Here is a 26,825-nt window from a genome sequence, read left to right as displayed (position 1 = left end):
TGACGTCCAACCAAACTTTTAAAGAGAATCAATTATGTGGATAGTTTATGCCTTACTCGCCGCCACTTTTTTTGGGGCTAGAGGTATCATGTACCAATGGACATCACGCCAAAATTTGCATCGTGATTTGATGCTGTTTGGAGTATTTTTTGTCGGATTTATCATTAGTGGCATCGCCATGTATATGCTCGAAGAACAATGGCAATCATGGGCAGAGGTTGGTGTTGGTTTAGCCCTTGGTTTTGGGTCTTTTATGGCAAACGCGGCTCTGCATAAAGGGTTTTCGGTGGGGAAAGCTTCATTGATCAGCGTACTTTCTGGGCTCCCACCTTTATTTGTCGTCTTATTTGCTTTCTTATTGTGGAACGAAACCTTAACCACTGTACAAATGATAGGTTTTGCAGTGATATTTTCTGGACTTTATATTATCCGGTATTCGAATGATATTTCCTTATCTAACTTACAAGGAGCGCAATGGGGGCTACTTGCTGCCTTATGCTTTTCATTTAATGACATGTTAGGAAAACAATCGACTCGATTAGATGCTGACATATTTGCCACGCTAACCTTAATGTTTGGTTTCGGTAGCCTGCTATTTGCTATGAGTTGGCTTAAAAGTCGATCGATTTTTAGAACGAACAACAAAGAAAGCTCTTGGTCAGAACTTAAAACATTTGGTTGTGGTATGGCAGTCGGCTTAACCAATATGGCCGGGATGGTCGCAATATTAAGTGCGTTCTCTTTGGGCACAACGGGGTTGGTATCGGCAATTTCAGCAATGAATATTTTAATTATTTTGCTATACACTCGCTTAATATTAAAAGAGCCTTTCACCCGTCAAGAAGTTATCGGTATCACAGCGGCCGTTGTCGGTATTCTCATCTTACGATTAAGCCAGTAACAAACTTATTCTCAGGATTAAGTGTGAGCTTTTTTAATACCAATCTCATTAAAGAGAGGAAGTGATTTGTCATCACTTTATGTTTAGTCGTACACGAATAAAAAATAATTCCAATATTCTCAACATGATAAGTAGATGACTGTTCTCGCTTAGGCTTGTTAGAAATGGCATTGATTACACAAAACTGCTTTGAAGCTAAAGATGAGTCAATGATGAAGTTTTTACCTCCCCCCTGATAAAAAATCTCAACATTTCTCGATATTGCTGTTCTGCTTGCTCTCGTCCAACTAACTGAAACTGAACCTTTGTACCCGGTGAGCATTGGGCAAGTTTACTGATGCTTATTCTTGTTAGGCAGCCGATTTTAGGATAACCGCCTATAGTTTGGTGATCGGCCATTAACACGATTGGTTGACCGTCGCTCGGAATTTGGATCGCACCAAATGTAATACCTTCGGAAATTAAATTTTCACCGCAATATTCAACACTATCACCGGATAATCGATATCCCATACGATCACTGTTAGGGCTGACAGTATAAGTGCTATTAAAAAACTGCTGTCGCGCGGCTTTAGAAAACTGTTCATATTGATAAGTGGCAATCATATCTAGTATGCAAGGGGTCGTTGTCGCAGTTAATTCTGGATACTGCGGAATAAACTCTGTTGGAACTTGACGCAATAGATCATGCTCAGCCGCACGATAAGAAACTTCATCACCTTTAGTTAACGGCTCGCCTCTGCCATGTAAACCACCAATTTCATCACGCATTACAGTAGAACAACTGTTTAATACTTGATTGACTTCAAAACCATGTTGAATGGCTAAATACGCGCGCATGCCTTGTCGGACCGTTTTACATTTCAAAATAGAACCTGTTTTTACGTGGTAACTGGCCCAAGGTTGAATTTGCTCGCCATCTAGCTCAGCAAACATATTCGCACCAGTCAGCGCTATTTGTGTCGGCTGACTAAACTCACATTGGAACAGACCTAACGTAATTTCAATTTGTACGGCATTCACATCATTACCAAGCAGGTGATTTGCCCAATGAAAAGCATGTTCATCCATCGGCCCACCAACTGCCACGCCTATTCCTTGAAACCCCATTCGTCCGGTATCTTGTAGCAAACTTAATGGGCCAGCATTGAGTACTTTTAATGTCATAATTTCACTCTCTTATCGTTATCAGACAATCGACTTGAATCAAGCAGCCCAGCTAGAGCCAGATCTTCATCAAGATCTCCGCCCATATCGAGAAACTTCTGACGTGAAATAGCTTTAAAGCGAATCTGTGCACCAATATAAAACAGCGACAAATTATCTCGCTCAAAATCCACCAGCGAGATTGGCGTACGGCCAATAATGTGCCAACCACCAGGTGAAACTTTAGGATAGACGGCAGTTTGCTGTTCAGCTATCGCGACACTACCTTTCGGTACTTTGGCCCGTGGCGTGCGTTTTCTCGGTATTTGCAAGCGACTATCTAAATTGCCTAAATAAGCGAAGCCTGGTGCAAATCCAATCGCATAAACGCGGTAGCTTGTCTGACTATGTACTTCGATTACTTCTGTCCATGACAAACCGCTATGTTTACAAATTTCAGTCGCATCTAACGCTACTTCTTCCCCATAATAAACGGGTAATTCGATCTCTAAATGCTGTAACGACCTAGAAGTGGAAAGGGGCTGATTAAGTAATGCTTCAACTTGCTGCTGAAAATCACTCATATTCGTTTGCAGAATATCAATGGTAATAAGAATCGAATGGTAAGAAGAAATTGCATCAAGAATAAAATCGCCCAGAGAGCTTTGTAAAGTATAGAGGGCTTGAGTCACTTTCTCTGAGGTTTCAACATCTATGGTGCTAGTAAAATAGACCATGATAGTATTTTCGCTGATTATTTGTGTTTTCATGCGATTCCTTGCATTTTACTTGCCACCTTATCCGCTCACTTACAACTTGACTGTAGCATTGGATCTTTCATAATGAATCGAATTTTAAAATTTCCGACAAGGTAGTGGTATGTCTAATTCAAAACTCAAAATAGATATTATTTCCGACGTAGTTTGTCCATGGTGCGTCATTGGGGTTAAACACCTTAAAGATGCCGTAGTTAAAAACAACTGGCAAGATCGTATCGATATTGAATGGTATCCGTTTGAGTTAAATCCAGATATGCCACCAGAAGGCGAAAATTTACGTGAGCACATTGCGAGAAAATATGGCGCTTCAGCCGAAGAAAGTGAACAAAACCGACAACGTTTAATCGAGTTTGGACAATCTGTCGGCTTCGAGTTTAACTTTACCGACGAAACCCGAATCTACAATACTCGCAAGTGTCATATTCTATTAGACTACGCCCATTCCGTAGGATTACAAACTCAGCTTAAAATCGCCCTTTTCACCGCTTACTTTACTGATGGAAAAAACATTTCTGATACTGACATATTATTGAGTATCGGTGAAAAAGTGGGCTTAGAAGTCAATGAAATGATCGCCTACCTACATGATAATGCTGAACACGATAAGCTAGATGTAATTGAAGACCAATGGCGTGAAATGGATATTTCTGGTGTGCCAACGATTGTGTTTAACAATCAAAAAGGCTTAACTGGTGCGCAAAGCGTCGAAAGCTATGAAGAAATATTGAAGCATTATCTTGATGACGGTTCTTCTGAAAAATAACCTCTCCAGACAATAGCTACGATTCAACTGAATATTAATAGACCAATTGCACTCATTATCTGATCATTCTTGCTTGCTAAAACTCCGATAACTTCGTTATAAATTTTGATTGTAGAGTACTTATTGAATATTTATACCTTGTTCTCAAAGCTTTTTTTACGCAATTTCTGACTCGCTGATTAATTTGATTGGTATTACTTTCTTTTGACGATAAAATCCATCGCGCGGGTGGCAAACTTCCCGTAAGGCGGCGCCATAAACTTCATAAAAGAGAAATTGGCTTGATAGAACACTGGACGCATTTTGGAAAAAGTTAAAAAACCTTCGTAACCGTGATAATGCCCCATCCCGCTGCCACCAATACCGCCAAACGGTAAATCATGCTGAGCAACATGGAACAGCGCATCATTCACACTCACCCCTCCAGACAACACCGATTTTATATAACGCTCCACCAGCACCTTATCATTACTAAATGGATAGAAAGCTAACGGGCGATCACGTTGTACAATGTAATCAATCACTTCTTCCGGTTGCTGGTAAGTTTTCACCATCAAGATAGGTCCAAAAGTTTCTCTTTGTGCAATGCTTGTATCATTACGGGCATCTAAGATAAGCATCATAGGAAATTTACGAGTCGTGGCATCCGCATCCTGTTCGCTTAAGTTGATGACGATTGAACCTTTGGCTTTAACCTCTTCCACCGTATCAATTAAACGTTGGAAAGCGGTATCATCAATGATTGATGTGAAGTCTTTATGCTGAATATCAGGGCAATGTTTCTTCACCCATTTTTGTGCCGTCTTGATAAAGTCTTCGCGTTGGCTTTGATGCACAAAAACATAGTCAACATTGGTACAGATTTGTCCGGCATTGAATTGTTTAACGAACATAATGCGTTCTACGGCTTTTTTCATCGAATAATTAGGATCGATAACCGCTGGTGATTTTCCACCTAATTCAAGCGTGACTGGGGTAAGATTTTCGGCACAGGCGGCCATCACTTTACGCCCTGTTGCACCTGATCCTGTAAACATCAAATGATCAAAAGGAAGTTTCGAAAACTCAATCCCGACTACACCCGTTTCAGTGAAGAACTGGAGTTTTTCTGGTTTAAAGTATTTTGGTGTTAACTCTTTCAATAGCTCCGTTAAATGCATCGAGTTTTCCGACATTTTAACCATGGCACGGTTGCCCGCAGCAAAAGCAGCAGATAAGCCAGCAAAGCTTAAATTAATCGGAAAGTTCCAAGGCACGATAAAACCCACGACCCCAACAGCTTGTGGAATCACTCTATTTTTCGCTCCAAAATATACCGTATGATCCACTTTACGCTTTTGAACCTTCATCCATTTTTTGAGATGTTTAATGGTCGATGAAATATCATCAGCAACCGTGATCACTTCAGCAAATAAGGTTTCATGGTGAGAGCGATTGCCATAGTCTTTATTAATCGCATCAGAAATGGCCTGACGATTTTCCATTAATAGACGTTTTAAGTTTTCTAAATAGGCTTTACGCTCTTCGTAACTTTCTTGCCCATGCTGATTAAAAGCTTGTTTTTGATCATGCAGCACTTGTTGTAACATGGTTCGAACAACTTGATGACTGTCATTGGAAAATGCTTCAATTTGCTTAGCTTCAATTTGCTTAATAGTTGGATGCATTCTTTATCTGCTCCTTGACTGAATTCTTATATTCTTCGTACCTGAAGCTACTGCTTTGTTGACAGCGTTCACTCACCCCAATTACTTTGGATATATACTAATAACTATGACTACGGCTGCCACTTAGCTTTCATTTTGGCGATGGTAGTCATCTCTATATCGTGAATACTGCCATAGTTTCCTTTGCATACATGGATCACTAGTTCAACCTGACAATGCTTAGCAATCTCTTTATAGGCTTTCATTTCCCAGTGACAAACAAAGGTATTCGACACAATCACTGACTGTCCTTGTTTTAAATAGTGTGCGGTTTGTTGCTGACACCATTGATGCGCTTGTTCGAGCTTTAACGGGTTAAAACGATATTCGCCATCCGCCTCAACAAAGTACATATCTGTTTCTAAATGCACAGAGCCTTGCTCTTGAGATAATTGCTTCGCTAATGTGGACTTCCCCGAACCCGGCAAACCTCGAATAAGCATTAATGTTTGGGCGTTCTTTGATTCTGACAACGGATTAATCCCAACCTTCAAGTTGATACTTTTCGATTAAAGCATCAATATCTTCTTGAGTCGACATTTTGCCATAATTGATAAAGCCACTCTTTGCATTGCATTTTCTGCTCGATCAATTCACTATCAATCAAAGTTTTTACAGTAAAATCATTAATGGTTTGAGACATAGTGACCTACTAATATGGTCTATACCCAAAGTAATTGAAGTTGCAGTGAGGCGACAAGTGAATGAGGCCCTATGAACATAGCTCGTCTATGTGATTAGAGCGAATGAACACCGTTAACAAAGCTACAGCTTCAAGTACGAAGGGTATAAACTTCAATTTGGATGAAAAACGACATGGATAAACAACAAATCACCATCTGTGGCTGCGGCTGGCTTGGGCTTGCATTGGCAAAATCTCTGGTCCAGCAAGGTTATAATGTCTATGGCACTAAGCAATCTCATATCGACGCTCAAGCATTAGCGACCTTTGGCATTCAAGGTTTGCCTTTAGTTTTACCTGTGGATGAAAACCAGCTAAACAATCAACAGCAAACCGCTCTGCAACAGACTTTTGCCTCAGATCTACTGGTGATCAATATACCACCAGGTCGCAACCTTAATAGTGCCGAAGATTTCAAACTAAAAATACAGAGCTTATCGCATATTGCCAAACAAGCTGGTGCTAAAAAGGTATTGTTTATCAGTACCACAAGCGTTTATGCCGATTGCCAAGGCGAGATCACCGAAAACACACCAACCGCACCGAATACGAAATCTGGTCATGCTCATGTATGGTTAGAAAATTGGTTAAGGGAAGAGTGGCAAGAAAACCTAGTCGTGCTGCGTTTATCCGGTTTAATTGGGTCAGATCGTCATCCAACCAAGCATATTGTCAAACGCTATGAATCCACAGGTCAACCTTTAGAAAATGGATTAACGCCAGTAAACTTGATCCATCAAGAAGATGTAATCACCGCCATTCATTCGATCATAAATCACTGGCCATCTCAAAAAATACTTCACTTAGCAGCTTATTCGCACCCTAGCCGTGAAGAATATTATCAAGCCATGGCGAAACAACTTGGTTTACCGGCTCCGCTGTTTGTCAAAAATGGCGAAGACAATAAAAGAATCAATGCACAGCAAAGCATTGAATGTCTTGATATTGCATTAAAATATTCAGACTTACTAGCATTGAACCCTCACCAGTAGTCTAGGTAACGTAAATAGCCAATGTTGAAATAAAATCATAAAAGAGCGGCTTCGGCTTAACCGTTATATTTACCGCTTAAAATCATGACTAACGACTAATATTCACTTTATAGCGGTAATAATCTTCGTTAAAAAATAAGCTTGTGCATCAATCAATGGTTGAATTTGCCTACATTCTTGGTCAAAAATCAAACTGCAATAACCATGTAAAGATGCCCATACAAAGTGTGCTTGTAACATCACATCCTCCTGCTTGACGACACCCTCTTTCTGACATAGCAACAAAAGATCACAAAGAAATTGGAAAGACTCTTGTGAGTTCTGCTCAAGCTCAGGATCCGAAGAATATTGTAAGTTCGATAAACTAAACATCAGTTTATAATATTCCGGATATTGAGCTGCAAATTCGTAATAAGCTTTGCCAACCGCTTGTAATTTTTCTTGAGGTTGAGACTCTGGATATAAATCACTGGCTTGTTTGAGCTTTTGTGTAAAGCGAGTATAGCCCTCACTAGCAATAGCGCAGAGCAAGGCATGTTTATCTTTGAAATGGCGATATGGTGCAGTGCGAGATACACCTAACTCCGCAGCAATACCACGTAATGTAATAGATTGAATTCCATCAGATTTTAACTTTTTCACACCTGCAAGAATAATCTTAGAACGCAAATCATCATGATGATAACTCGATGTATTTTTCGAACCTTTTTTCTTCTCAATAAACTCTGGCAATGTTCGTTCCTTACTAAAAATCCCCAATAATCACTCTACAAAAAGCTGCCGTTAACTCACTCCTATTGCTCACCGTGTTTAATTAATACCCTTACCAATGTTGACACTGTCAACATTTACTTATATTTTTATTTGAGATGAACTTTATTAAGACTCAGAACATGGAAATTCACCTCAAGTAATGGCAAGTAAACACTTGCTAAGGAAAGCACCCAATGAAAATTTGTACTACAATATTCGTGATGACAGCTTCTGTCTCAGTACTCTCTGCATGCACCGAAAGTGATCCTGAACCGCCTACTACTTCTAAAGCTAACTCTTACACTACAAAGCATAATCAACCAATGGCAGTAGCTGTCTCAATTTTACACCAAGAAAACAGCTATTCCATTACTAATCGTTTTCTTGGCTTGGTTTCTGCTAGTCAACAAGCAAATTTAGGCTTTGAACGTAGCGGAAAAATATCAAGCATTCACGTACAAGTCGGTGACAAGGTGTCAAAGGGACAGGTATTGATAAAACTTGATACCGATATGTTAGAAAGTCAACAAAAGCAAATTCAGGCTCAGCAAAGTAGAATCAAAGCTGAGTTAGATTTGGCTAACAAAAAACTTCAGCGTCAAAACCACTTAAAAAGTAAAGGATTCAGCTCGGATGCAAATATTGATGATCTGACAAGCCAAATTGATGTCCTAAAAGCAAATGCCCTAGAACTTAATGAAAGACTCAAAGCAAACTTATTAGAACAAGAAAAATCGATTTTAACCGCCCCCTACTCTGGTGTGATTAGCTCCCGTTTTATCTCATTAGGTGATATTGTCACTCTTAGCTCACCTACTATCACCTTACTCTCCGATGAAAAGCCCGAATTGCATGTTGGCATTCCCACTAAATACCGCTCAGCATTGGCTAAACAGACTCAATTTGAAGTTGATATAAATGATCAACATTACTCAATTGAACGAATTAACCCCGAGGCCGAAGTTAATAAACAATCCAGAACTGTAAACTTACACTTCGAGTTGCCAGAAACTCAACATTGGATGAATGGTCAAATTGGCTACTTAATTTTTCAAGAATCACAACCCATCAGCGGCTTTTGGGTACCGTTATCTGCATTGACTAATGGCATCAGAGGGACATGGAACGTATATGTAATAGTGTCGAATAAAGATCACTTAACCACAGAGCGACGCAGCGTTGAGATTATTTACGCCAATAGCCATCAAGCCTATATTCGTGGAGCAATTTATAATAATGAAAAACTTGTCACTGAGGGACTACACCGCATAGTCCCTGGGCAAGACATTTCTATTGCCACTAAAGAGCCAGTGTTGTCATCAGTATCATCAAATCAAGGTGCATTGGAGGCTCAACAATGAAAGCCATATTAGCCAATTCTCGCCTTCTCATATTACTCATTGCTATACTGATTGTATCAGGCAGTGCCGCCTTATATTCACTACCTAGAATTGAAGATCCCATCATCAGCAATCGCTTTGCCAACGTTAACATCCTATTCCCAGGAGCAACGGCGCAACGAGTTGAAGTGCTGGTTACCGAGCCAGTCGAAACCATATTAAAAGGGATCAGCGAAATAAAAGAAATCTCATCAGTATCAAAAGACGGGGTCTCAAGTTTAACGATTGAGTTACATGACCAAGTCACGGCTCCAGAACCTATATGGTCGAAAGTTCGAGATAAACTAGATGATGCCTCAAGAAAACTGCCTTCAGGTGTGAATGAACCTATATTCAGTAGTGACCACACCTATGCATTCACCATACTCACAGCCTTAACATGGCAGCATGATAGTCCCGCTAATTTACTAACGATTAACCGTTACGCAAAAGAATTAGCAATGCAAATGCGTAATCTAACAGGTACTGATTTTGTCGATGAATATGGCAATCCCGATGAAGAAATCCTCATCAATATTCATTCATCGAATATCAGTCAGTTGAAAGCCTCAGCCTTAAGTTTAAGTCATCAAATTCAAAGTGGTGATGCAAAAAATTCCGCCGGTGAAATATTTAATAGACAGCACCGCTTTTCATTAGAATTAAATACCGCAACAGACTCACTGGATTCATTAAGAAGGCTCCCTATTAATACCACTAAAAATGGTGACATCACTCGCTTAGGTGACATTGCAACAATAAAGCATGACGCTCGTTATCCCAGCACCAATATTGCATTAATCGATGGTAAACCAGGTATTATCGTCGCCATTCGCATGCTACCAGAATGGCGAGTGGATTTATGGACTAATATCGTCAACGAGAAACTCACTCAGTTTGAACAATCCTTACCGAGTAATATCAAGCTAACACAGCTGTTCAGCCAACAAGGTTACACTGAAACGAGATTATCTAACCTGATACAAAGTATGCTGTTAGGACTTAGCCTGATTTTATTAGTTCTCCTTTTTACCTTAGGGTGGCGAGGTGCTGTCATTGTCGCAATATCGTTACCACTCACAACGCTTTCAACATTGGCAATGATGAATTTCACCGGTATTCCGATTAATCAAATGTCTGTCACAGGGTTAATTGTCGCGCTCGGGATCATGGTTGATAACACTATTGTAATGGTCGATACCATACAGAGCTTACGGCAAAAAGGGGTAACTCAATTACAAGCTTCATATCGAGCGGTTAAAGCACTCTGGGTTCCATTATTGGGCTCCACATTAACCACTGTTTTAGCTTTCGCCCCCATATTTTTAATGCCAGGTGCCACTGGTGAATTTGTGAGTGCCATTGCCATGACCGTCTCATTTTCATTAATCAGCTCTTATATCATCGCCCATACAATAATTGCGAGCTTGGCTGGTCGATTTTTCCCTCAAACAATGAAAGTAGATGGGAAAAGTATCGCATTTAAATGGTATCAAACAGGGATATCGACACCTTCTCTTAGTCATTGGTTTGCTCGATCGATTCACAGGTCATTAACCTCACCATTTAAAACCATCATTATTATGCTTATTTTACCGCTTTCAGGCTTCTATTTTATGGGGCACCTCACTACGCAGTTTTTTCCACCAGCCGATAGAGACATGTTTGAAATTCAAGTTTATATGCCACCTCAATCCACCATTTACGCTACTCAGGATACTGCTAAAGAAGTCAGCAAATTACTAAAAATCAACCCTGAAATTGAACAAGTAAATTGGATGATTGGAGAGAACTTTCCGGCGTTTTATTACAATATGCTCAGCGGTAAAATGAACACGCCTAATTTCGCCCAAGCGATGGTGAAAGTCAGTGATTATCAATCTGCCAATCGCTTAATTCCGATCATTCAAAGTCAAGTAAACAAAGCATTTCCACAAGCACAAATTCTAGTGAGAAAACTTGAGCAAGGTCCTCCATTTAATGCCCCTATCGAAGTCAGAGTGTTTGGTCCCAATCTTGACCAACTTAAAACCTACGGAGAAAATATCCGACGACTAATGGCACAAACACCATTTGTCACCCACACCAAAGAAACCTTATTAACCGGTGCCCCAAAAATAAAAGTAACCATTAAAGATGAAGCAGATATTCAAGGCTTTACTTTAAGAGGGATCGCTCAGTTATTAAATGCTTCTTTAACCGGTATAAAGCAAGGTTCTTATATCGATGGTACCGAATCAATACCCATAAAAGTACGAGTAAATGACACAGAAAGGGAGAACTTGTCTCAACTAAAAAATCTCTATTTTCCACACCCAAATAATGATGTAGGGATCAGTTTGTCGTCATTAGCCGAATTTACTTTAGTACCCACGACAGGTGAAATCCCCCACCTCAATGGCTTACGCTTAAATACGATTGAAGGCTATGTTGAATCTGGCGTGATCCCACAAGCGGCACTAGATTTATTCACACCAAAACTGAACAAATACATTGAAAGCCTCCCAGCTAACTATTGGGTAGAAATTGGAGGTGAGTCTTCAGAGCGCGATGATTCCGTGGCCAAACTAATGTCAAATTTATTAATGGTTTTCACCCTAATGTTTGTCGTAGTAGTCATCTCATTTAATTCTTTTAAACTCAGTGCAATCATCTTCTTAGTTGGGTTTTTATCATCAGGATTAGGATTATTTTCTATTTATATTTTTAACTATCCATTTGGCTTTACCGTAATTATTGGTCTACTCGGAGTGGTCGGGTTAGCCGTCAATGCTGCAATTGTCATACTAGCAGAGTTAAAACAAAATAAAGAAGCTTGCGAAGCTAATAAACCTGCCATTGTTCACGGTGTTGTATCTTGTGGTCGACATATTAGCTCAACCACCATTACTACCGTCGGTGGTTTCATTCCATTAATTCTCGCCGGTGGCGGTTTCTGGCCGCCATTTGCCATTGCAATAGCCGGTGGAACCGTACTCACTACCCTATTATCTTTTTATTTAGTACCAACCTTATTTTATCTTGCACATCGCCAGTCGAAAAAATAACGGTAAGTACCTAACATAAGCAGTGTTGAATCTGTAGATAAAGCTAAATAATATGACACAGAAGGTATATTTTCTTTATATTATGCCTAAGTGACTGACTACGATGCAGAATTCAACATGCCAACTTTGATGACTTTTATTATTGCACTACTCGGTGGGTTAATTGGCTATTTAACCCACATCCCTATTGGCGAAATGCTCGGGGCAATGCTGGCGGTTTTGATTGCCGGTCGCGTGTATCCAAAACTCTCATTTCCCAAACAGATGCTCACGGTGATTCAAATTGTGCTAGGCATCAGCGTCGGTGCAATCATCAATATCAATGATTGGTTTTCAAGTTTAAGTATTGGCGTCTTAATTGGTCTTTTATGTTGCATGACTAGCCAGATTATTATTGGCTATTTCTGGCTAACCAAACGTTGTAACTGGAGTCGTACAGAAGCTTTTCTCGGCGCAGTTCCCGGTGCTCTGGCTGCAATAATTGTGATGACCGATGCGCAAGAAAAACCATCTTATCGAGTAATTTTCACCCACTCAATTCGATTGATCTTTTTAATGGTTCTCGCCAGTATTATTGCAATATTTAATCATGCGTCAACCGAGGTTCCGACAGAGTTACTCACCCAACTACACAGCGCTTCTTATCTGCTGTTATTTGGAATTAGCCTTGCCGCGCTTGCCGCTGGAATACTACTCGATAAAATCGGCATACCGGCGCCATTTATGTTAACTGCTATGCTGCTCACCGCAGGGTTAAATTCAGTATTCCCCCAATACACTTACCAAGTACCGGAGTTCTTCTTACTGATTTCAATGACTCTGATTGGTGGCTTTGTGGGACTCAGAATGCAAGGAATTACACTGCAAGAAACCATCGATAGTGTTCGTTCGGGCGTGATGGTGACGCTACTCAGTTGCGGTGTCACTTTAGTGATGGCATTTATCTTTAGCCAACTGCTCAATACTTCCTTTTCGGTACTGGCTCTATCTTGGGTGCCGGGCAGCTTAGAGTCGATGACCGCAGTCGCCATACTTCTAGGATTAGAACCGGCTTTTGTAATGATGAATCATATTATTCGACTCACCCTACTCTATTTACTGCCAGCCTTTTTAGGTCACTCTTTGCTATCGGAAGATAAAAGAGTTTGAGGGTAGATTTACTCAGTTTGATAATTGAAGCCTTATCGCGAGAAAGGTTTGTTAATAACATTACGATTTCTGATTCACTGAATACAGCGCACCAATCAAATCAGACTGAGTAATGATGCCACATAGCTTCTGTTCAGCATCCAATACCGGAATATGATGCAAGCCGATATCAGAAAGCAAAGGCACCAGCGCTACAATATGGTCGGTATCTTTCACGGCGATCACATCCGTTACCATCAAATCCTTTACTTTATTATTCACTTCTTTTCGGTGCTTACGTTTAACCAGCATACGGTTCAAGTGTTTCAGTAATCCTGCATAGCTTGGCACGGATAAGTTTTTCAAAAAGTCGACACTAGAGATCACACCAAGCAATTCACGTTCCTCATTCACCACAGGTAACATACTGATTTTATGCTTGTGTAAGATTTTCCACGCCAAACCAAGTGATGTATCTTCCTTTACCGTGATGACATCAGCAGACATAATATCTCGACTTAAAATCTCACCACTACGACGTTGATAAGCGAGTTTCTGTGCTTGTTGGTAAATCGATTCTAATTCTTCTTGGCTGACCGCTAATACACTGTCAAAACTGTTAATCGCTTGCATTAAATCTTCGGATTGTAGCCCTAGGCGTTTCAATGGTGTGTGGTCGTTATGCAGATGTACCGGATCATAATGCGATTTAGGTACTAGCCAACGCCTTTTCATAATCAAACGATTAAGCAACTGACTGGTGATGAAAAACACGGCGATATTAATCAGAATGGGATAGAAAATATTAATCTCGACATCCATATATTGATCGGCAAGCACGGGCACTAAAGCGGTGGCTGCTGCTGGAGGATGCATACATTCAAAGATGTACATCACCATTAACACACAAGCAATAGTTGACGCAGCTAGCAAAGCTAAATCAGATATGAAAAACGTTAAAACAAAACCAATCATCGCCGATATGGAGTGACCCACCAAAAACGGCCAAGGTTTAGCTAACGGACTACTAGGAAGAGCAAATAAGATAACAGAGGAAGCCCCCATTGAACCGAGTAACACCAACATGGCATCTTGGCCTTGAACTTGCTGACTCACCAACACCACAATGAAAATAGCAATGAATGCGGTTAGTGCAACTTTCATTCGCTCAGCAAGAGGAATAGTTGAAATAGCCTGAGTACTAGCATGATTAATACCAAGTTGTAGTAATAATCGAGAAAAAACTTTTTGACTATGATAAGAAAGCTTCTGAACGAAAGAGTGCATTTAAATGTATCTATTTTTGAATAATGCACTATCTTATACAATCTAGTAACACATCATCAACAAAAATGCATACTAAACAATTTTTCATCCATTATTTCAGGCTGATTTTGTTGTAAATTGCCCTTCTCTATAAAACCTCTATTCCAGAAACCACTCGGCATTGGGATCATTATCTTGCACCCATTGCGGATTTTGTCTTGCTTCAAAATATAACTGCAAACCGTAATAATTTAAGTAACATTGTGGGCCACCTAAGTGAGAAAAATCGTCAAAAAATGCGTCTTCTTGCTGACATAATACCGGTAATGTCATGATCTGATTTTTAAGTGCCCATTGAATGGATTCCACTGTTGCCATGCCATCTCCCACGTGAACAGCTTCTACTCGGGAGTAGTCCCCAGCGAAACTGGCTTGTCTTTCGATCTCTTGTTGATCGTCAAGCTGTTGGCGAACTTCATCGAGAATTTTGTCTCGTTGGTAACCAATAATCGCTTTATTAAGTTTGGCAATTCTTAGCGCGTAATCGAGTTTTTCAGGCCCTAGCAGGTCTACTAAGCTTGGTAATAACTCTTTATCCAAGCGCAATGATTTGATCAGGTGTTCGATACAAGTATTAAGCGACATATAACGTACACCATCGAACTCAAAGCCGTAGGTTTCATCTTCACCTTCTACCGGAATACTATCAATCGCGACGGTCCAACCTTGATAAGAAAGGCGATCTCTGGCGATTTCATACATCTTCCAAGCACTTTCGCCAAAACCACCAAGTAATGCGCCTGAGAATTCAGATTCTTGCAGTTCTTGTTCGGTCCAATTTTGTCCGATAGCAAGGTGATCTGAATACTTATCCATTAAAGAACGCTTTACGTGATCTCGCACTGCCCAAATCGAAGATACGTCACTGGCGACTCGAATGGCTGCACATTCCTCACAAGCAGGGATGCTCATTGGTCCATGGGTTAAGAAGTGAATATTTTTCGGATTTCTCGGTAAATCAAAAGCCTTGGCAGCTGGCTCGCCACAAAACCAGCAGGTATGTCTGAAATTGAATGGGATATCGATGTAAGTATATTGAGACATAAGAAAAGCCTATTGAGAGACTGAAATGACAAAGGGCTGAAGTCACCTGAAAAAATGCAGGTTATCAGCCCTTAAATTTAGATCCAAGTACTGGAAATACAATACTTCTTAATCTTCAAACTCAGCAGTATGTTCCGGGCGCAATTGACGCTGCACACCAAACAAGAAATTACGTAAAATTTGATCTTTACACTCACGGTAATGCTTGTTGTCCGGCTTGCGGAAAAATGCGCTTAGCTCGTGCTTGCTTAAATTGAAATCGACCAATTTCAGCGTCTCTAAAATATCTTCTGCTTTCATATTCAATGCAATACGCAACTTCATGAAAATCATATTGTTAGTTAAACGGTTTTCCGGTTGAGGCTGATCACCTTCCCGCTTACCGCGTTTAGTATTAATTAAACCATTGAGGAAAACTGCTAGCTCTTTATCGGTGCACTTTACAAAATCCGCATCTTCTTCTTTCTTTAGCCAAGCACTGATTTGTGAACGTGAAACTTCATGATCAGCAGCAGCGTAAATGGCAATCATCTCAGCATCTTTAAAATCAAAAGCGTAGCGGATACGGCGTAAAATGTCGTTATTAGTCAAAATCGTTCCTAAGGTAAAATAGTCATTTCAATCAAAGAAGGGCTGCACATCTGACAGCCCTAGAATACTCCTTCATTTTAACAGAGTTACAGATAGCTACCTATCTATTTAATAATAAGCCCGCTAATGAGACCCCTCTTTGCAGCAGTAAACTTATAAGATCCCTGTAATGGCGATCCCTAAACCTACTCTTTGTTGGTTTTGGTTGTAGTCAATTAAGCTACTGCCATAGCCAGAAGAATATTTCGCATAGCCACGAACTTTACCCCAAATAGGAAAGGTTAAACCTAATTCAGCATAGCCTTTATGGGTCGAAAAGTTCTCACGACCTAAGAAAGAAAACTCTAAATCATTCCATTTATACACGCTAGTTAATTCAAAATGTCCCATGAAGTCTTCAATATCGGGATTATCATCACCACTTGAATCATTAGGGTCACTTTTCTCACTTTCAGGAATACGCCACCAAGGTCGCAACACAATTAAGAAGTTATCTTTAGCAAAATAAAATTGAGTATAAATGCGATTCCAACTACGAGATAAATCCTGCCTTTGTCCGTTAGATTCATGTTCTATACCCACGCCAAATGCAGTGGTGCTACCAAATGGTGTCCAAGCGGTTGGAGTCACATAAAAAAGCTCTGGTCGGTAATTGGTTTCACGAAATGGGCGAGAAATATCATCGGCATAAACCTGCCAGAATGATTTCAATGTCATGCCAAAGAATAAGCCATCGCCTTCAAACATTAGGTCCGAATAATTTAAAGGCACTTTGAAACTAATTTGAAACTCCGCTTCTGCATGCTCAAGCCCTTCCGACCAATCAGTACCTTCATAAGCCTTGTCATTGATATTATCGCTGTAAGTCATAGGTAAAAGGTAATTCAAACGGTGAGCGGTGATCACAAAAGGTTCAAAGGCAGTTTTACGCTCGGTTTCGAAACGATTAACCGCTAAGTTTTCTTGTTTGTTATCCGGCGAATCAGTTTGAGAAACCACGTCCAATTGGCATTCATCACGGATGCTTTGAACCGTTTGATCGCCTTGTTGCTGTTTAATTTTATCTAATAAACACAAATCATATCCGCTCGGCACACGATTTTCCGACACTTGACTTAATGGTTCTAGATCTTCTGCCCATACCAGTGACACACAACACACATTGAACAACAACACTTGCAGCGAGTTCAGTCTCATGACTTATCCTTGTTCAGTATTTAAAAATCAAATCAGCATATCAAGTCAGATTAATAAATTATATAAATGACCGTTATTTATCACAAAAGACAAACATTATTTTACCTATTATTAATAGGTAACTTGTGAAGTTAATCGCTACCAAAGCATGGACAGTTTTACTTCACCGTTTTTTTAAAGCAAATTAAAGTTGTAAGGCGAATAAAACACAATGGAATGTGATTAGGATTTTCCAATGAAAAATAGAAACTGGTTATTAATTGTTGCAGCCGCGACCATGACCTCGACAACCGCTCATGCTGATATGATTATTACGCCAATGGTTGGCTATACACTAGGCGGCGAAGTCAAAGACTCCAATGGCAATGAATATGATCTAAAAGGAAGCGAGAGCTACGGCTTATCCATTGAAGTGCCGGTTGAAAATGGCCAGATCGGACTATTCTATTCCTATCAAGATAATGAGTTGGACTCTTTGGATCATGACTCTTCAATCCAATATTTGATGCTACAAAGTCGCTTGAATATGCCAATCAATAATGATGCATTAGGTTATGTTGGGGTAGGTTTGGGTGGTTCTTATACCGATGTGGATTGGGCAGATAACAAGTATGGTTTTGCAGCCAGTATTTACACTGGATTAGAGTATAAATTTACCGACAACATTGCGATAACTGGACAAATACGTTGGTTAGGCACAATCGTCGATAACGACTCACAAAGTGCCTGTTATGCAAACCAAAACTCAAGCAATTGTTATATTAAATTTGAGTCCGACTGGATGAACCAATTCCAGTCTAACGTTGGTATGGTATTTCGTTTTTAAACGTTTTCTATTAAACGAACGTTTATACCCAAAGTAGTTGAAGTTACAGTGAGGCGACAAGTGAATGAGGCCCCATGAGCATAGCTCGCCTATGGCTTTCTTTCATAAAGACACAGAGGGGTGAATGAACGCTGTCAACAAAGCTGAAGCTTCAAGTACGAAGGGTATAAGCCTTATAAGCTAAATCACCATAAATATACGTCGCATGTACGGTTCGGTCATCACCTAGGCTCATTAATACGAATAGCTTCTCTTCCAAGGTTTTGGCCTGCTGTATGCGAAACTTCATTAATGTGGTAGCACTGGGTTCTAGCACTACAAAATCCGCTTCTTTTCCAACTTCTAAACTACCAATTTTATCATCGAGATATAAAGCTTTCGCGCCGCCGAGTGTGGCTTGATAGAGCGATTTAACCGGGTGCAGTTTCTTTTGTTGTAGCTGCATAATTTTGTAAGCTTCACTCATGGTTTGCATCAATGAAAATGACGTACCGGCGCCCACATCCGTTCCCATTCCAACTCGAACTCCAAACTCTTCAATGCGATTTAAATCAAACAAACCTGAGCCTAAAAATAAGTTTGAGGTTGGACAAAACGCAATCGCAGAACCCGTATCTGACAAACGCTGACATTCGCAATCCGATAAATGTACTCCGTGAGCAAAGACCGATCTTGGGTGCAATAATCCGTGGTGATCATACACATCCAAATAGCCTTCTCGCTCTGGAAATAAAGATTTCACCCATTCGATTTCTTGTTTGTTTTCCGATAAGTGCGTGTGCATGTAAACACTAGGGTATTCTTGCAACAATTTACCCACCATATCGAGTTGTTCTGGCGAGCTGGTCGGTGCAAAGCGTGGTGTTACCGCATAAGATAAACGGCCATTGTCATGCCATTTTTCGATCAGTTCTTTTGAATCTTGATAACCGCATTCTGGTGTGTCGGTGAGGTAGTCTGGTGCGTTGCGATCCATTAATACTTTACCGGCGATCATCCGTAGATTACGGCGCTTGGCTTCTTGGAAAAACACATCAACCGATTGTTTGTGCACGGTACCAAAAACTAATGCAGTGGTCGTGCCGTTGGTGGCTAGTTCATCTAAAAATATTTTCGCTACTTTAGCGGCATAATCAGGATCTTTAAAACGCTCTTCTTCAGGAAAAGTGTAGTTTTCTAGCCAATCAAGAAGTTGCTCGCCATAAGAGGCAATCATACCGGTTTGAGGATAATGAATATGGGTATCAACAAACCCTGCTGTGATGATTTTATCTTGATAGTTGACCATCTCTAGCTCGCCATTTTGCTTAGCCAGCGTTTCAACATAATCACCGACATCGGTAATCAAACCATTTTCAACCACGAGCAAACCGTCTTCAAAATAACGGTAAGCCTGATCGACACCCACTTCACCTGGGTCAGCAATCAGTTGAATAATAGAACTGCGATAACCGGTTTTAACTTGTGACATTCATTGATTCCTTTTCTTCAATCCTTTGCCTATTGCTTAGCTACTATTTTGCTTATTAGGCGCTTTCTTGCTTATCGCCCGATATTCTCATGCGCTATTTTTCATTAGCTGACCATCTAATGCTCGAGACGTTATTGGTCGTTTGGCTTCCAATGTTTCGCCTTGATAATGGGCAATTAACTCACCCGCTACTGAAACCGCAATTTCCGCAGGATGCTTCCCTTTTACCATTGAAATCCCAATTGGGCATTGCATTTTTTCAATCATATCTTGCTCAAAGCCGCGATGACTTAACCGCATATCAAACTTTTTGCGTTTCGTTTGAGATCCAATCATTCCAAAATACTGAAAACTATCTTGCGTTAAAATTTCACGCGCTAAATCAAAATCAAGCTGATGATTATGCGTCATCACTAGGTAGTAGCTATTGGCTGGCATATGCTTAATTTCACCTACCGGATCATCACTGACTCGCTTATGAACATTCGGGGCAAGCTGCGCTGGAAACTCAGCTTCACGCTCATCAATCCAAGTAATTTTGAATGGTAAGGTTTGCACAATGTTCACTAACGCTTTAGCGACATGCCCTGCCCCAAACAACACGAGATGATGTTGATTAAAACCAATTGGTTCAAAGCTCAAGGTTGCCATACCGCCACAACATTGCCCTAAGCGTGCGCCTAGATTAAAGCGTTCGATATGGATTGTATTATCCGTTTGTCCATTACCAATTTTCATCAACATTTCACGTGCCATTTTTGTGGCAAGGTGCTCTAAGTGACCGCCACCAATCGTGGCATAAAGCTCTTTGCGAGTGACGATCATCTTAGTTCCAGCGTCACGAGGCACTGAACCTTTGTCTTCCAATACGGAAACCAAAATACACTCTTCACCTTGTTGCTCTAACAAGGCGAGTTGTTGGATCCAGGAGACTTGACTACCTGGATTTTTGTGCTTTTGATGGTCGCTCATAATAATTTCCTTATTATCGTGTCTCGAAGCTAAGCTTGCACACGATAAGTATCAGTCGCAATACTTGTCGCCGACGTAGAACTCCCTGCTCTCGCCTTCTCCATTGCCCATAGCACTCGCTCTGGTGTGGCTGGCGTATCAAGGTGTACAGTGACTCTTTCACCTTCTTGAGCATTCTCAAGGGCTACCGCATGCACGGCATCTTTAAGTGCGCTCCACACTGACATGCCTAGCATAAATGGTGGTTCACCGACGGCTTTCGAGTTAAACACGGTATCTTCTGGATTGCTGCGGTTTTGCACGATATTGGTTCTAAAATCGATTGGCATATCAGCAATGGCCGGAATTTTGTAGCTTGCCGGGCCGCTGGTCATTAAGCGCCCTTTTTCATTCCACACCAATTCTTCGGTCGTCAGCCAACCCACACCTTGTATGAAGCCGCCTTCTATCTGGCCAATATCTATCGCAGGGTTTAGCGATGCACCAACATCATGCAAAATATCAGTACGTAGAATTTTGTACTCGCCGGTTAAGGTATCGACAACCACTTCTGAGCATGATGCACCATAAGCAAAGTAATAGAATGGACGACCGCGAGCTTTTTCATGATCATAATGAATCTTCGGTGTGCGGTAGAATCCCGTACTCGACAGCGATACTTGGTTGAAATACGCCTGCTGGACAAATTCAGCAAATGGGATCAATTGGTCGCGTACTTCCACCACACCATTGTTGAATATGACTTCTTCTGGGGTTACTTTGTAGTGATTTGCAGCGAAATCAACCAAACGTGCTTTAATCGTCATCGCCGCATTTTGCGCTGCTTTACCGTTCAAATCCGTACCCGATGACGCTGCGGTTGGCGAGGTGTTTGGTACTTTGTCGGTATTGGTTGCCGTGATTTGAATTTGGTCAATATCGACACTGAACTCTTGCGCGACAATCTGCGCCACTTTGGTATTCAAACCTTGCCCCATTTCTGTACCACCGTGGTTCAGGTGAATACTGCCATCGGTATAAATATGAATCAGCGCACCGGCTTGGTTTAAGAACGTTGCGGTAAATGAAATACCAAACTTCACAGGGGTTAATGCAATCCCCTTTTTCAAGATTGGACTATTGGCATTAAATTCCGCTATTTCTTTACGGCGTTTTTGATATTCACTGGTTTTTTCTAGCTCTTCTGTGATGTCGAGTAAGCAGTTATCTTCTACTTTTTGATAGTAGTGAGTGGTATCTCGCCCTTCTCCGCCGTAGTAGTTTGCTTTACGAATTTCCAGCGGATCTTTACCGAGATAGTGGGCAATTTCATCCATGATGTGTTCAATGGTCATCATGCCTTGCGGGCCACCGAAACCACGGTAAGCGGTATTGGAAGCGGTATTGGTTTTACAGCGATTACCCACTACCTTGGCATCACCTAGGTAATATGCATTGTCCGAGTGGAACATTGCACGGTCGACAATTGAATGTGATAAATCAATCGAATAACCACAATCACCTGAATTGATTAATTCTGCGCCATGAATGCGTCCATCCTCATCAAAGCCAATACGATACTGGTTATAAAATGGATGACGTTTACCGGTCATGATCATATCGTCATTACGCCACAAGCGAATCTTGGTCGGCTTTTGAGTCAAGCTCGCAATTACCGCGGCAATACAAGCTGGCGCATTGGCTTGGGTTTCTTTCCCTCCAAAGCCACCGCCCATACGACGCATATCTACCACGACTTTGTGCATCGCAACGCCCAATACTTCTGCCACCACTTTTTGGATTTCAGTTGGGTTTTGCGTTGAGGTATAAACGATCACCCCACCATCTTCGGCAGGTACGACGCTACTGGCTTGGGTTTCTAAATAGAAATGCTCTTGACCACCAATATTTAGCTCGCCTTCTAATACGTGTTTGGCTGAGGCAAGCGCACCTTGGTAATCACCACGCTGTTGCACATGGGTTTCATGTACGAAGTGTTTTTTCTCGAGCGCTTCTTTAACATCTAAAATAGCCGGTAGTGGTTCGAATTCAATCTCAGCCGCTAAGGCCGCTTTACGTGCGGTTTCCATATCTTTTGCTGCCACCGCAATGATCGGTTGGCCGTAATATTCCACGACCCCATCTGCTAATAATGGATCGCCAGAAAATACTGCACCGATATCCAACTCACCCGGCACATCTTTACTGGTGATGGCAATTTCAACACCCTCAAATTCGTAACAAGGATCGGTATTGATGCTGACAATCTTGGCATGCGCTTCGGTGCTTAAACGGCAATAGACATGCAGCTGATTTGGGAACTCTAAACGGTCATCAATATAAACCGCTTCGCCAGACACTTGCTTATCGGCACTATCATGTTTAACGGCTTTACCTACGCCGGTTTTCAGATCTTGATTATATTGTGCGAGTAGCTCGTCATAGCTTAATTTTGGAGAATGATTAGACATAAGACGTGACCCTCGTTTCAATACTATGTTGCTTAAAGTTATGACTGTTTTGCTGTGACATGACCTTGGTTTGTTGCTCTAGGAAAAAACGTAGAAGCATATTGCAGGCGGTTTTAGAGCGATATTCTTTACTGGCCCTAAAATCAGACAGTGGCTCAAAATCTTGATCTAACTGCACCATAGCTGCTTCGACAGTGGCTTTATCCCATGCTTTTCCTATTAAAGCTTTTTCACATAACTCGGCCCGCTTTGGCGTTGCTGCCATTCCGCCAAATGCCACGCGAGCATCCATCACCACATCATTTTCAATGGTGAAATTAAACGCTCCACAGACTGCAGAAATATCATCATCGATGCGCTTTGATAATTTATAGGCGCTGAAAAACTGCTGCTTATTATTATTTTCAAGATCATCAGGCTTAGGAATAATAATTTGTTCGATAAATTCAGATTCTTGCTGAATCGTTACTTTGTAATTAATAAAGTATTCATCAATTTGAATTTCTCGAACCTGCTGCCCTTTTCGTAATTTCAGGCGGGCATTAAGCGCAATAAGGAGAGGGGGCGTGTCACCAATAGGAGACGCATTGGCAACATTGCCCCCAATAGTGCCTTGGTTACGTACTTGTAATGATGCAAAGCGATGCAGTAGGTGACCAAAATCAGGGTAATATTTGGCTAGTGTGGCGTAACAATCGCTAATCGGCATATTGGCACCAATCACGATATCTTGTTCAGTTTCATGAATAGTTTTCATATCCGTAACGCCAGTAACGTTAATCAGTGTTTCAATTTCACGGTGGAATTGCGTAACTTCTAGAGCGAGATCAGTACCACCAGCGACCAGTTTTGCTTTTGGATGGCGATCATACAATTCGGCTAATTCATCAATGGTCGTTGGTGAGAAACTCGTTAAATTGCCCAATACTAACGGTGCGGTTTTGGATTCAATCTTCTCAAGTTTGGCGATGGTTTTTTGCTCAAGTTCGGCAAATTGATCAAGCAAAGGTTGGTCTGAACTTAGCGATAAAGCTGCATCAACAATAGGACGATAACCAGTACAGCGGCAAAGGTTGCCTGCCAATGATTCCATCACATCTTCTTTATCCGCACTTGGTTTGTTCTTACTCAAAGCAAACATCGACATAATAAAGCCCGGTGTACAGTAACCACATTGCGAACCATGAAAGTCCACTAATGCCTGCTGTACTGGGTGCAGTGATTGTTTGTTTTTAAGATCTTCGACCGTAATTAATTGCTTTCCGTGTAATGATGACACAAAGGTCAAACATGAATTGACACTACGGTATTGCAACTTGCCATCCACAAGCTCGCCAAGTACCACAGTACATGCGCCACAATCACCAGAACCACACCCTTCTTTGGTGCCAGTTTTATGTAACTCGGTACGTAAGTAATTTAACACTGTCATATTTGGTGAAATATTGGTTTCACGCTTCAGTGTTTGATTGAGTAAAAACGTAATCAAAGTGCTTCTCCTGTGCTCACTTATTCGCTATTGGAGAACGGTTTTTTATCGTGCCGTTTAACCTATAGCTCACTTCCTTTGCATTAAGTATTGGATTTCTTGACTCAATGGTCAAGTTTTGGTGATCACATTTTTTAAACAATTTTGCAACACTTTGATTTTAAGATATAAAAAAACCGCTGATAGACAGCGGTTTTGTTGACTACTCGATTTTTAATCAATATTACAATTCTGAAACCGTTTGATGTTGTGCTTTTGAAGCATTCACCAACAACACACCAACAACCAGAACAATAGAACCACATAATAAGAACAACATACGTCCTGTCATTTCATTTGGTAGTAGCGCCATTGCTAAGACACCAAAACCAGCAATACAAATTAATCGACCTAACATAGAACGCTGTTTAGTATCTAAATTATGTTGCTCCTCGCCGCTTGAAACAACCGGGGTATTCCAGTTTTCGAATAGTCTTTCTACTTCAACTTCACGCTCTGGAGTGCGACCTCTGTAAAAAAGCATCGTCAGTAGGAAGAAACCACCAGTAAAGACAACATGTGCAGCAAGGCTTATTGCTACTTTCAAGTCAGACCATTCACGCCCTGTTAAAGCTTGATCTAAGCCTAAAAAGCGTTCTACATCATGAGCTTGTAACGAGATGCCAAAAATCCAAGAAACGATACCGCCGACAATCAAAGTTGTCCAAGCTGACCAATCTGGTGTTTTACGGATCCACATACCCAATAGAATTGGAATCAACATTGGGAAACCAATCAAAGCACCAACATTTAGAACGATATCAAATAGACTTAAATGACGTAATGAGTTAATGAACAAACCAATTGCAATAATGATAAAACCCATTATTACGGTAGTTGTTTTACTCACCATAACCAACTCTTTTTGAGAAGCATTAGGGCGCACGATAGGACTATAAAAGTTCATTACGAAAATGCCTGCATTACGGTTCAAACCAGAGTCCATTGATGACATGGTTGCCGCAAACATAGCTGACATTAATAGGCCAACCATTCCTGCTGGCATCACATTTTGAACAAAGGCAAGATAAGCTGCATCACTCCCTACCGAAGCATAATCAGTGGCAAAGTTAGGCATAAATGCACCAACATACCAAGCAGGTAAGAACCAAATGACAGGGCCAATAATCATCAATACACAAGCAAGACCCGCTGCTTTACGAGCATTTTCACTGTCTTTTGCACATAAATAACGATAAGCATTAATCGAATTATTCATCACGCCAAATTGCTTGATGAAGATAAACACAACCCAAAGAACAAAGATGCTCATATAATTCAGATTGTTACCAACGAAGAAATCACCTTGGAAGTTACTTACAATGTTAGTGACACCACCACCTTGGAAGTAGGCTGCAACGGCACAAGTAATAGTTACCGCCATGATCACCAACATCTGCACGAAATCAGATGCAACAACCGCCCAAGAGCCGCCAGTTACAGACATCAGCATAAGCACTAAGCCAGTAACGATAATAGTGGCTTCCATTGGGATATCAAATACAGCCGCAACAAATATTGCAAGACCATTTAACCAGATACCTGCTGAAATCAAACTGTCTGGCATTCCACCCCAAGTAAAAAACTGCTCTGAAGTTTTACCAAAGCGTTGGCGAATAGCTTCAATACCTGTAACAACACGAAGTTGGCGGAATTTTGGTGCAAAATACATGTAGTTAACGAAGTAACCAAATGCGTTTGCTAAGAATAAGATAACAACAACAAAGCCATCGCTATAAGCACGCCCTGCTGCACCAGTAAAAGTCCAGGCAGAAAATTGAGTCATGAAGGCAGTAGCACCTACCATCCACCATAACATCTTACCTCCCCCCCTAAAGTAATCACTAGTAGAGGTAGTGAAAGTACGGAACATCCAACCAATCGCAATTAAAAAGAGGAAGTAGGCAGCAACAACAATAGTATCGATAGTCATTTTTTTGGGCCTTTAAAATAATTAAATTAACTGATTGCTAGACTACCTACTTCACCAACCATTTTGTAGTACAAATAACATTAAACATGATCTAGTGCATATTTTTAATGTGCGGTAGATCAATGCATGAAAACAAAAATATCAATACCTTACAAATATGTGTGAGGCAACCTTCATAAAATCAAACATTTATTGTATTACAAATATAAAG

Annotated in this window: 21 protein-coding genes; 7 read left to right on the top strand and 14 right to left on the bottom strand. The window is 40.8% G+C overall.

Translation table 11 applies throughout. The annotated features are described in order from the left end of the window. Positions 1–34: 34 nt before the first annotated feature. Positions 35–901: a DMT family transporter gene (locus tag ACE3G9_RS01075; RefSeq protein WP_417881125.1), complete on the top strand. Its 867-nt coding sequence runs from the start codon at positions 35–37 to the stop codon at positions 899–901. Positions 902–1,096: 195 nt separating this feature from the next. On the opposite strand, the gene ACE3G9_RS01070 is transcribed toward ACE3G9_RS01075, so the two are convergent. Continuing rightward, complete coding sequence (locus ACE3G9_RS01070; protein ID WP_449218212.1) at positions 1,097–2,068, bottom strand: 5-oxoprolinase subunit C family protein; 972 nt, start codon at positions 2,066–2,068, stop codon at positions 1,097–1,099. Next, positions 2,065–2,817, bottom strand: coding sequence for a 5-oxoprolinase subunit PxpB (pxpB, locus tag ACE3G9_RS01065; protein WP_449218211.1), 753 nt, complete (start codon positions 2,815–2,817; stop codon positions 2,065–2,067). Before pxpB ends, ACE3G9_RS01070 begins: the two co-directional genes overlap by 4 nt. 109 nt (positions 2,818–2,926) lie before the next feature. Between pxpB and ACE3G9_RS01060 the strand changes: the two genes are divergently transcribed. Continuing rightward, a complete protein-coding gene (locus ACE3G9_RS01060; protein ID WP_449218210.1) occupies positions 2,927–3,589 on the top strand; it encodes a DsbA family oxidoreductase in 663 nt (220 codons plus the stop codon). Positions 3,590–3,783: 194 nt separating this feature from the next. Here ACE3G9_RS01060 and ACE3G9_RS01055 read toward each other — a convergent pair whose 3' ends face one another. Both ACE3G9_RS01055 and ACE3G9_RS01050 read right to left on the bottom strand, forming a co-directional pair. After that, entirely contained in the window at positions 3,784–5,256 is a 1,473-nt protein-coding gene (locus ACE3G9_RS01055; RefSeq protein WP_449218209.1) for a coniferyl aldehyde dehydrogenase, read from the bottom strand. Positions 5,257–5,366: 110 nt separating this feature from the next. Continuing rightward, positions 5,367–5,768 carry an ATP-binding protein gene (locus tag ACE3G9_RS01050; RefSeq protein ID WP_449218208.1) on the bottom strand — a complete coding sequence of 134 codons (402 nt, stop codon included), beginning with the start codon at positions 5,766–5,768 and terminating at the stop codon, positions 5,367–5,369. Between the two features lie 343 nt (positions 5,769–6,111). Between ACE3G9_RS01050 and ACE3G9_RS01045 the strand changes: the two genes are divergently transcribed. Further along, complete coding sequence (locus tag ACE3G9_RS01045) at positions 6,112–6,969, top strand: NAD-dependent epimerase/dehydratase family protein (protein ID WP_449218207.1); 858 nt, start codon at positions 6,112–6,114, stop codon at positions 6,967–6,969. Positions 6,970–7,071: 102 nt separating this feature from the next. Here the strand turns inward: ACE3G9_RS01045 and ACE3G9_RS01040 are convergent, their stop codons facing one another. After that, positions 7,072–7,701, bottom strand: a complete 630-nt coding sequence (locus ACE3G9_RS01040; RefSeq protein ID WP_449218206.1) for a TetR/AcrR family transcriptional regulator — start codon at positions 7,699–7,701, stop codon at positions 7,072–7,074. 215 nt (positions 7,702–7,916) lie between these two features. Here ACE3G9_RS01040 and ACE3G9_RS01035 point away from each other — a divergent pair, with 215 nt between their 5' ends. The 3 genes from ACE3G9_RS01035 (at position 7,917) to ACE3G9_RS01025 (ending at position 13,297) form a co-directional block, all read left to right on the top strand. Next, positions 7,917–9,083, top strand: coding sequence for an efflux RND transporter periplasmic adaptor subunit (locus ACE3G9_RS01035; RefSeq protein ID WP_449218205.1), 1,167 nt, complete (start codon positions 7,917–7,919; stop codon positions 9,081–9,083). Continuing rightward, entirely contained in the window at positions 9,080–12,148 is a 3,069-nt protein-coding gene (locus tag ACE3G9_RS01030; protein ID WP_449218204.1) for an efflux RND transporter permease subunit, read from the top strand. The genes ACE3G9_RS01035 and ACE3G9_RS01030 overlap by 4 nt, the downstream gene beginning before the upstream one ends. 117 nt (positions 12,149–12,265) lie before the next feature. Continuing rightward, complete coding sequence (locus ACE3G9_RS01025; RefSeq protein WP_449218203.1) at positions 12,266–13,297, top strand: AbrB family transcriptional regulator; 1,032 nt, start codon at positions 12,266–12,268, stop codon at positions 13,295–13,297. Positions 13,298–13,357: 60 nt separating this feature from the next. On the opposite strand, the gene ACE3G9_RS01020 is transcribed toward ACE3G9_RS01025, so the two are convergent. From ACE3G9_RS01020 to ACE3G9_RS01005, 4 genes are all read right to left on the bottom strand, one after another. Next, complete coding sequence (locus tag ACE3G9_RS01020) at positions 13,358–14,563, bottom strand: HPP family protein (protein ID WP_417881112.1); 1,206 nt, start codon at positions 14,561–14,563, stop codon at positions 13,358–13,360. A gap of 138 nt (positions 14,564–14,701) precedes the next feature. Next, complete coding sequence (locus ACE3G9_RS01015; protein ID WP_417881111.1) at positions 14,702–15,646, bottom strand: hypothetical protein; 945 nt, start codon at positions 15,644–15,646, stop codon at positions 14,702–14,704. Positions 15,647–15,754: 108 nt separating this feature from the next. Continuing rightward, a complete protein-coding gene (locus ACE3G9_RS01010; protein ID WP_417881110.1) occupies positions 15,755–16,237 on the bottom strand; it encodes a YehS family protein in 483 nt (160 codons plus the stop codon). A 153-nt stretch (positions 16,238–16,390) separates the two neighbouring features. Beyond that, positions 16,391–17,434: a phospholipase A gene (locus ACE3G9_RS01005; RefSeq protein ID WP_449218202.1), complete on the bottom strand. Its 1,044-nt coding sequence runs from the start codon at positions 17,432–17,434 to the stop codon at positions 16,391–16,393. Positions 17,435–17,669: 235 nt separating this feature from the next. Between ACE3G9_RS01005 and ACE3G9_RS01000 the strand changes: the two genes are divergently transcribed. Next, positions 17,670–18,260, top strand: a complete 591-nt coding sequence (locus ACE3G9_RS01000; protein WP_449218201.1) for an outer membrane beta-barrel protein — start codon at positions 17,670–17,672, stop codon at positions 18,258–18,260. A 151-nt stretch (positions 18,261–18,411) separates the two neighbouring features. Here ACE3G9_RS01000 and guaD read toward each other — a convergent pair whose 3' ends face one another. The 5 genes from guaD to ACE3G9_RS00975 all read right to left on the bottom strand — a co-directional run bounded on the left by guaD (position 18,412) and on the right by ACE3G9_RS00975 (position 26,614). Further along, the gene (gene guaD / locus ACE3G9_RS00995; RefSeq protein WP_449218200.1) at positions 18,412–19,731 is read right to left on the bottom strand and encodes a guanine deaminase; all 1,320 of its coding nucleotides are present in this window, start codon (positions 19,729–19,731) and stop codon (positions 18,412–18,414) included. A gap of 87 nt (positions 19,732–19,818) precedes the next feature. Further along, entirely contained in the window at positions 19,819–20,703 is an 885-nt protein-coding gene (gene xdhC / locus ACE3G9_RS00990) for a xanthine dehydrogenase accessory protein XdhC (RefSeq protein WP_449218199.1), read from the bottom strand. A gap of 29 nt (positions 20,704–20,732) precedes the next feature. Next, positions 20,733–23,153: a xanthine dehydrogenase molybdopterin binding subunit gene (xdhB, locus tag ACE3G9_RS00985; RefSeq protein ID WP_449218198.1), complete on the bottom strand. Its 2,421-nt coding sequence runs from the start codon at positions 23,151–23,153 to the stop codon at positions 20,733–20,735. Next, positions 23,146–24,642 carry a xanthine dehydrogenase small subunit gene (gene xdhA, locus ACE3G9_RS00980; protein WP_449218197.1) on the bottom strand — a complete coding sequence of 499 codons (1,497 nt, stop codon included), beginning with the start codon at positions 24,640–24,642 and terminating at the stop codon, positions 23,146–23,148. Before xdhA ends, xdhB begins: the two co-directional genes overlap by 8 nt. A gap of 223 nt (positions 24,643–24,865) precedes the next feature. Next, on the bottom strand, positions 24,866–26,614 hold the full coding sequence (locus ACE3G9_RS00975) for a sodium:solute symporter family protein (RefSeq protein WP_417880451.1): 1,749 nt from the start codon (positions 26,612–26,614) through the stop codon (positions 24,866–24,868). Positions 26,615–26,825: the final 211 nt, after the last annotated feature.

This window comes from Vibrio sp. E150_018 (genome assembly GCF_053544035.1).
The sequence above is the reverse complement of the archived record's forward strand: the minus strand, read 5'-3'. Positions and strand labels throughout refer to the sequence as shown.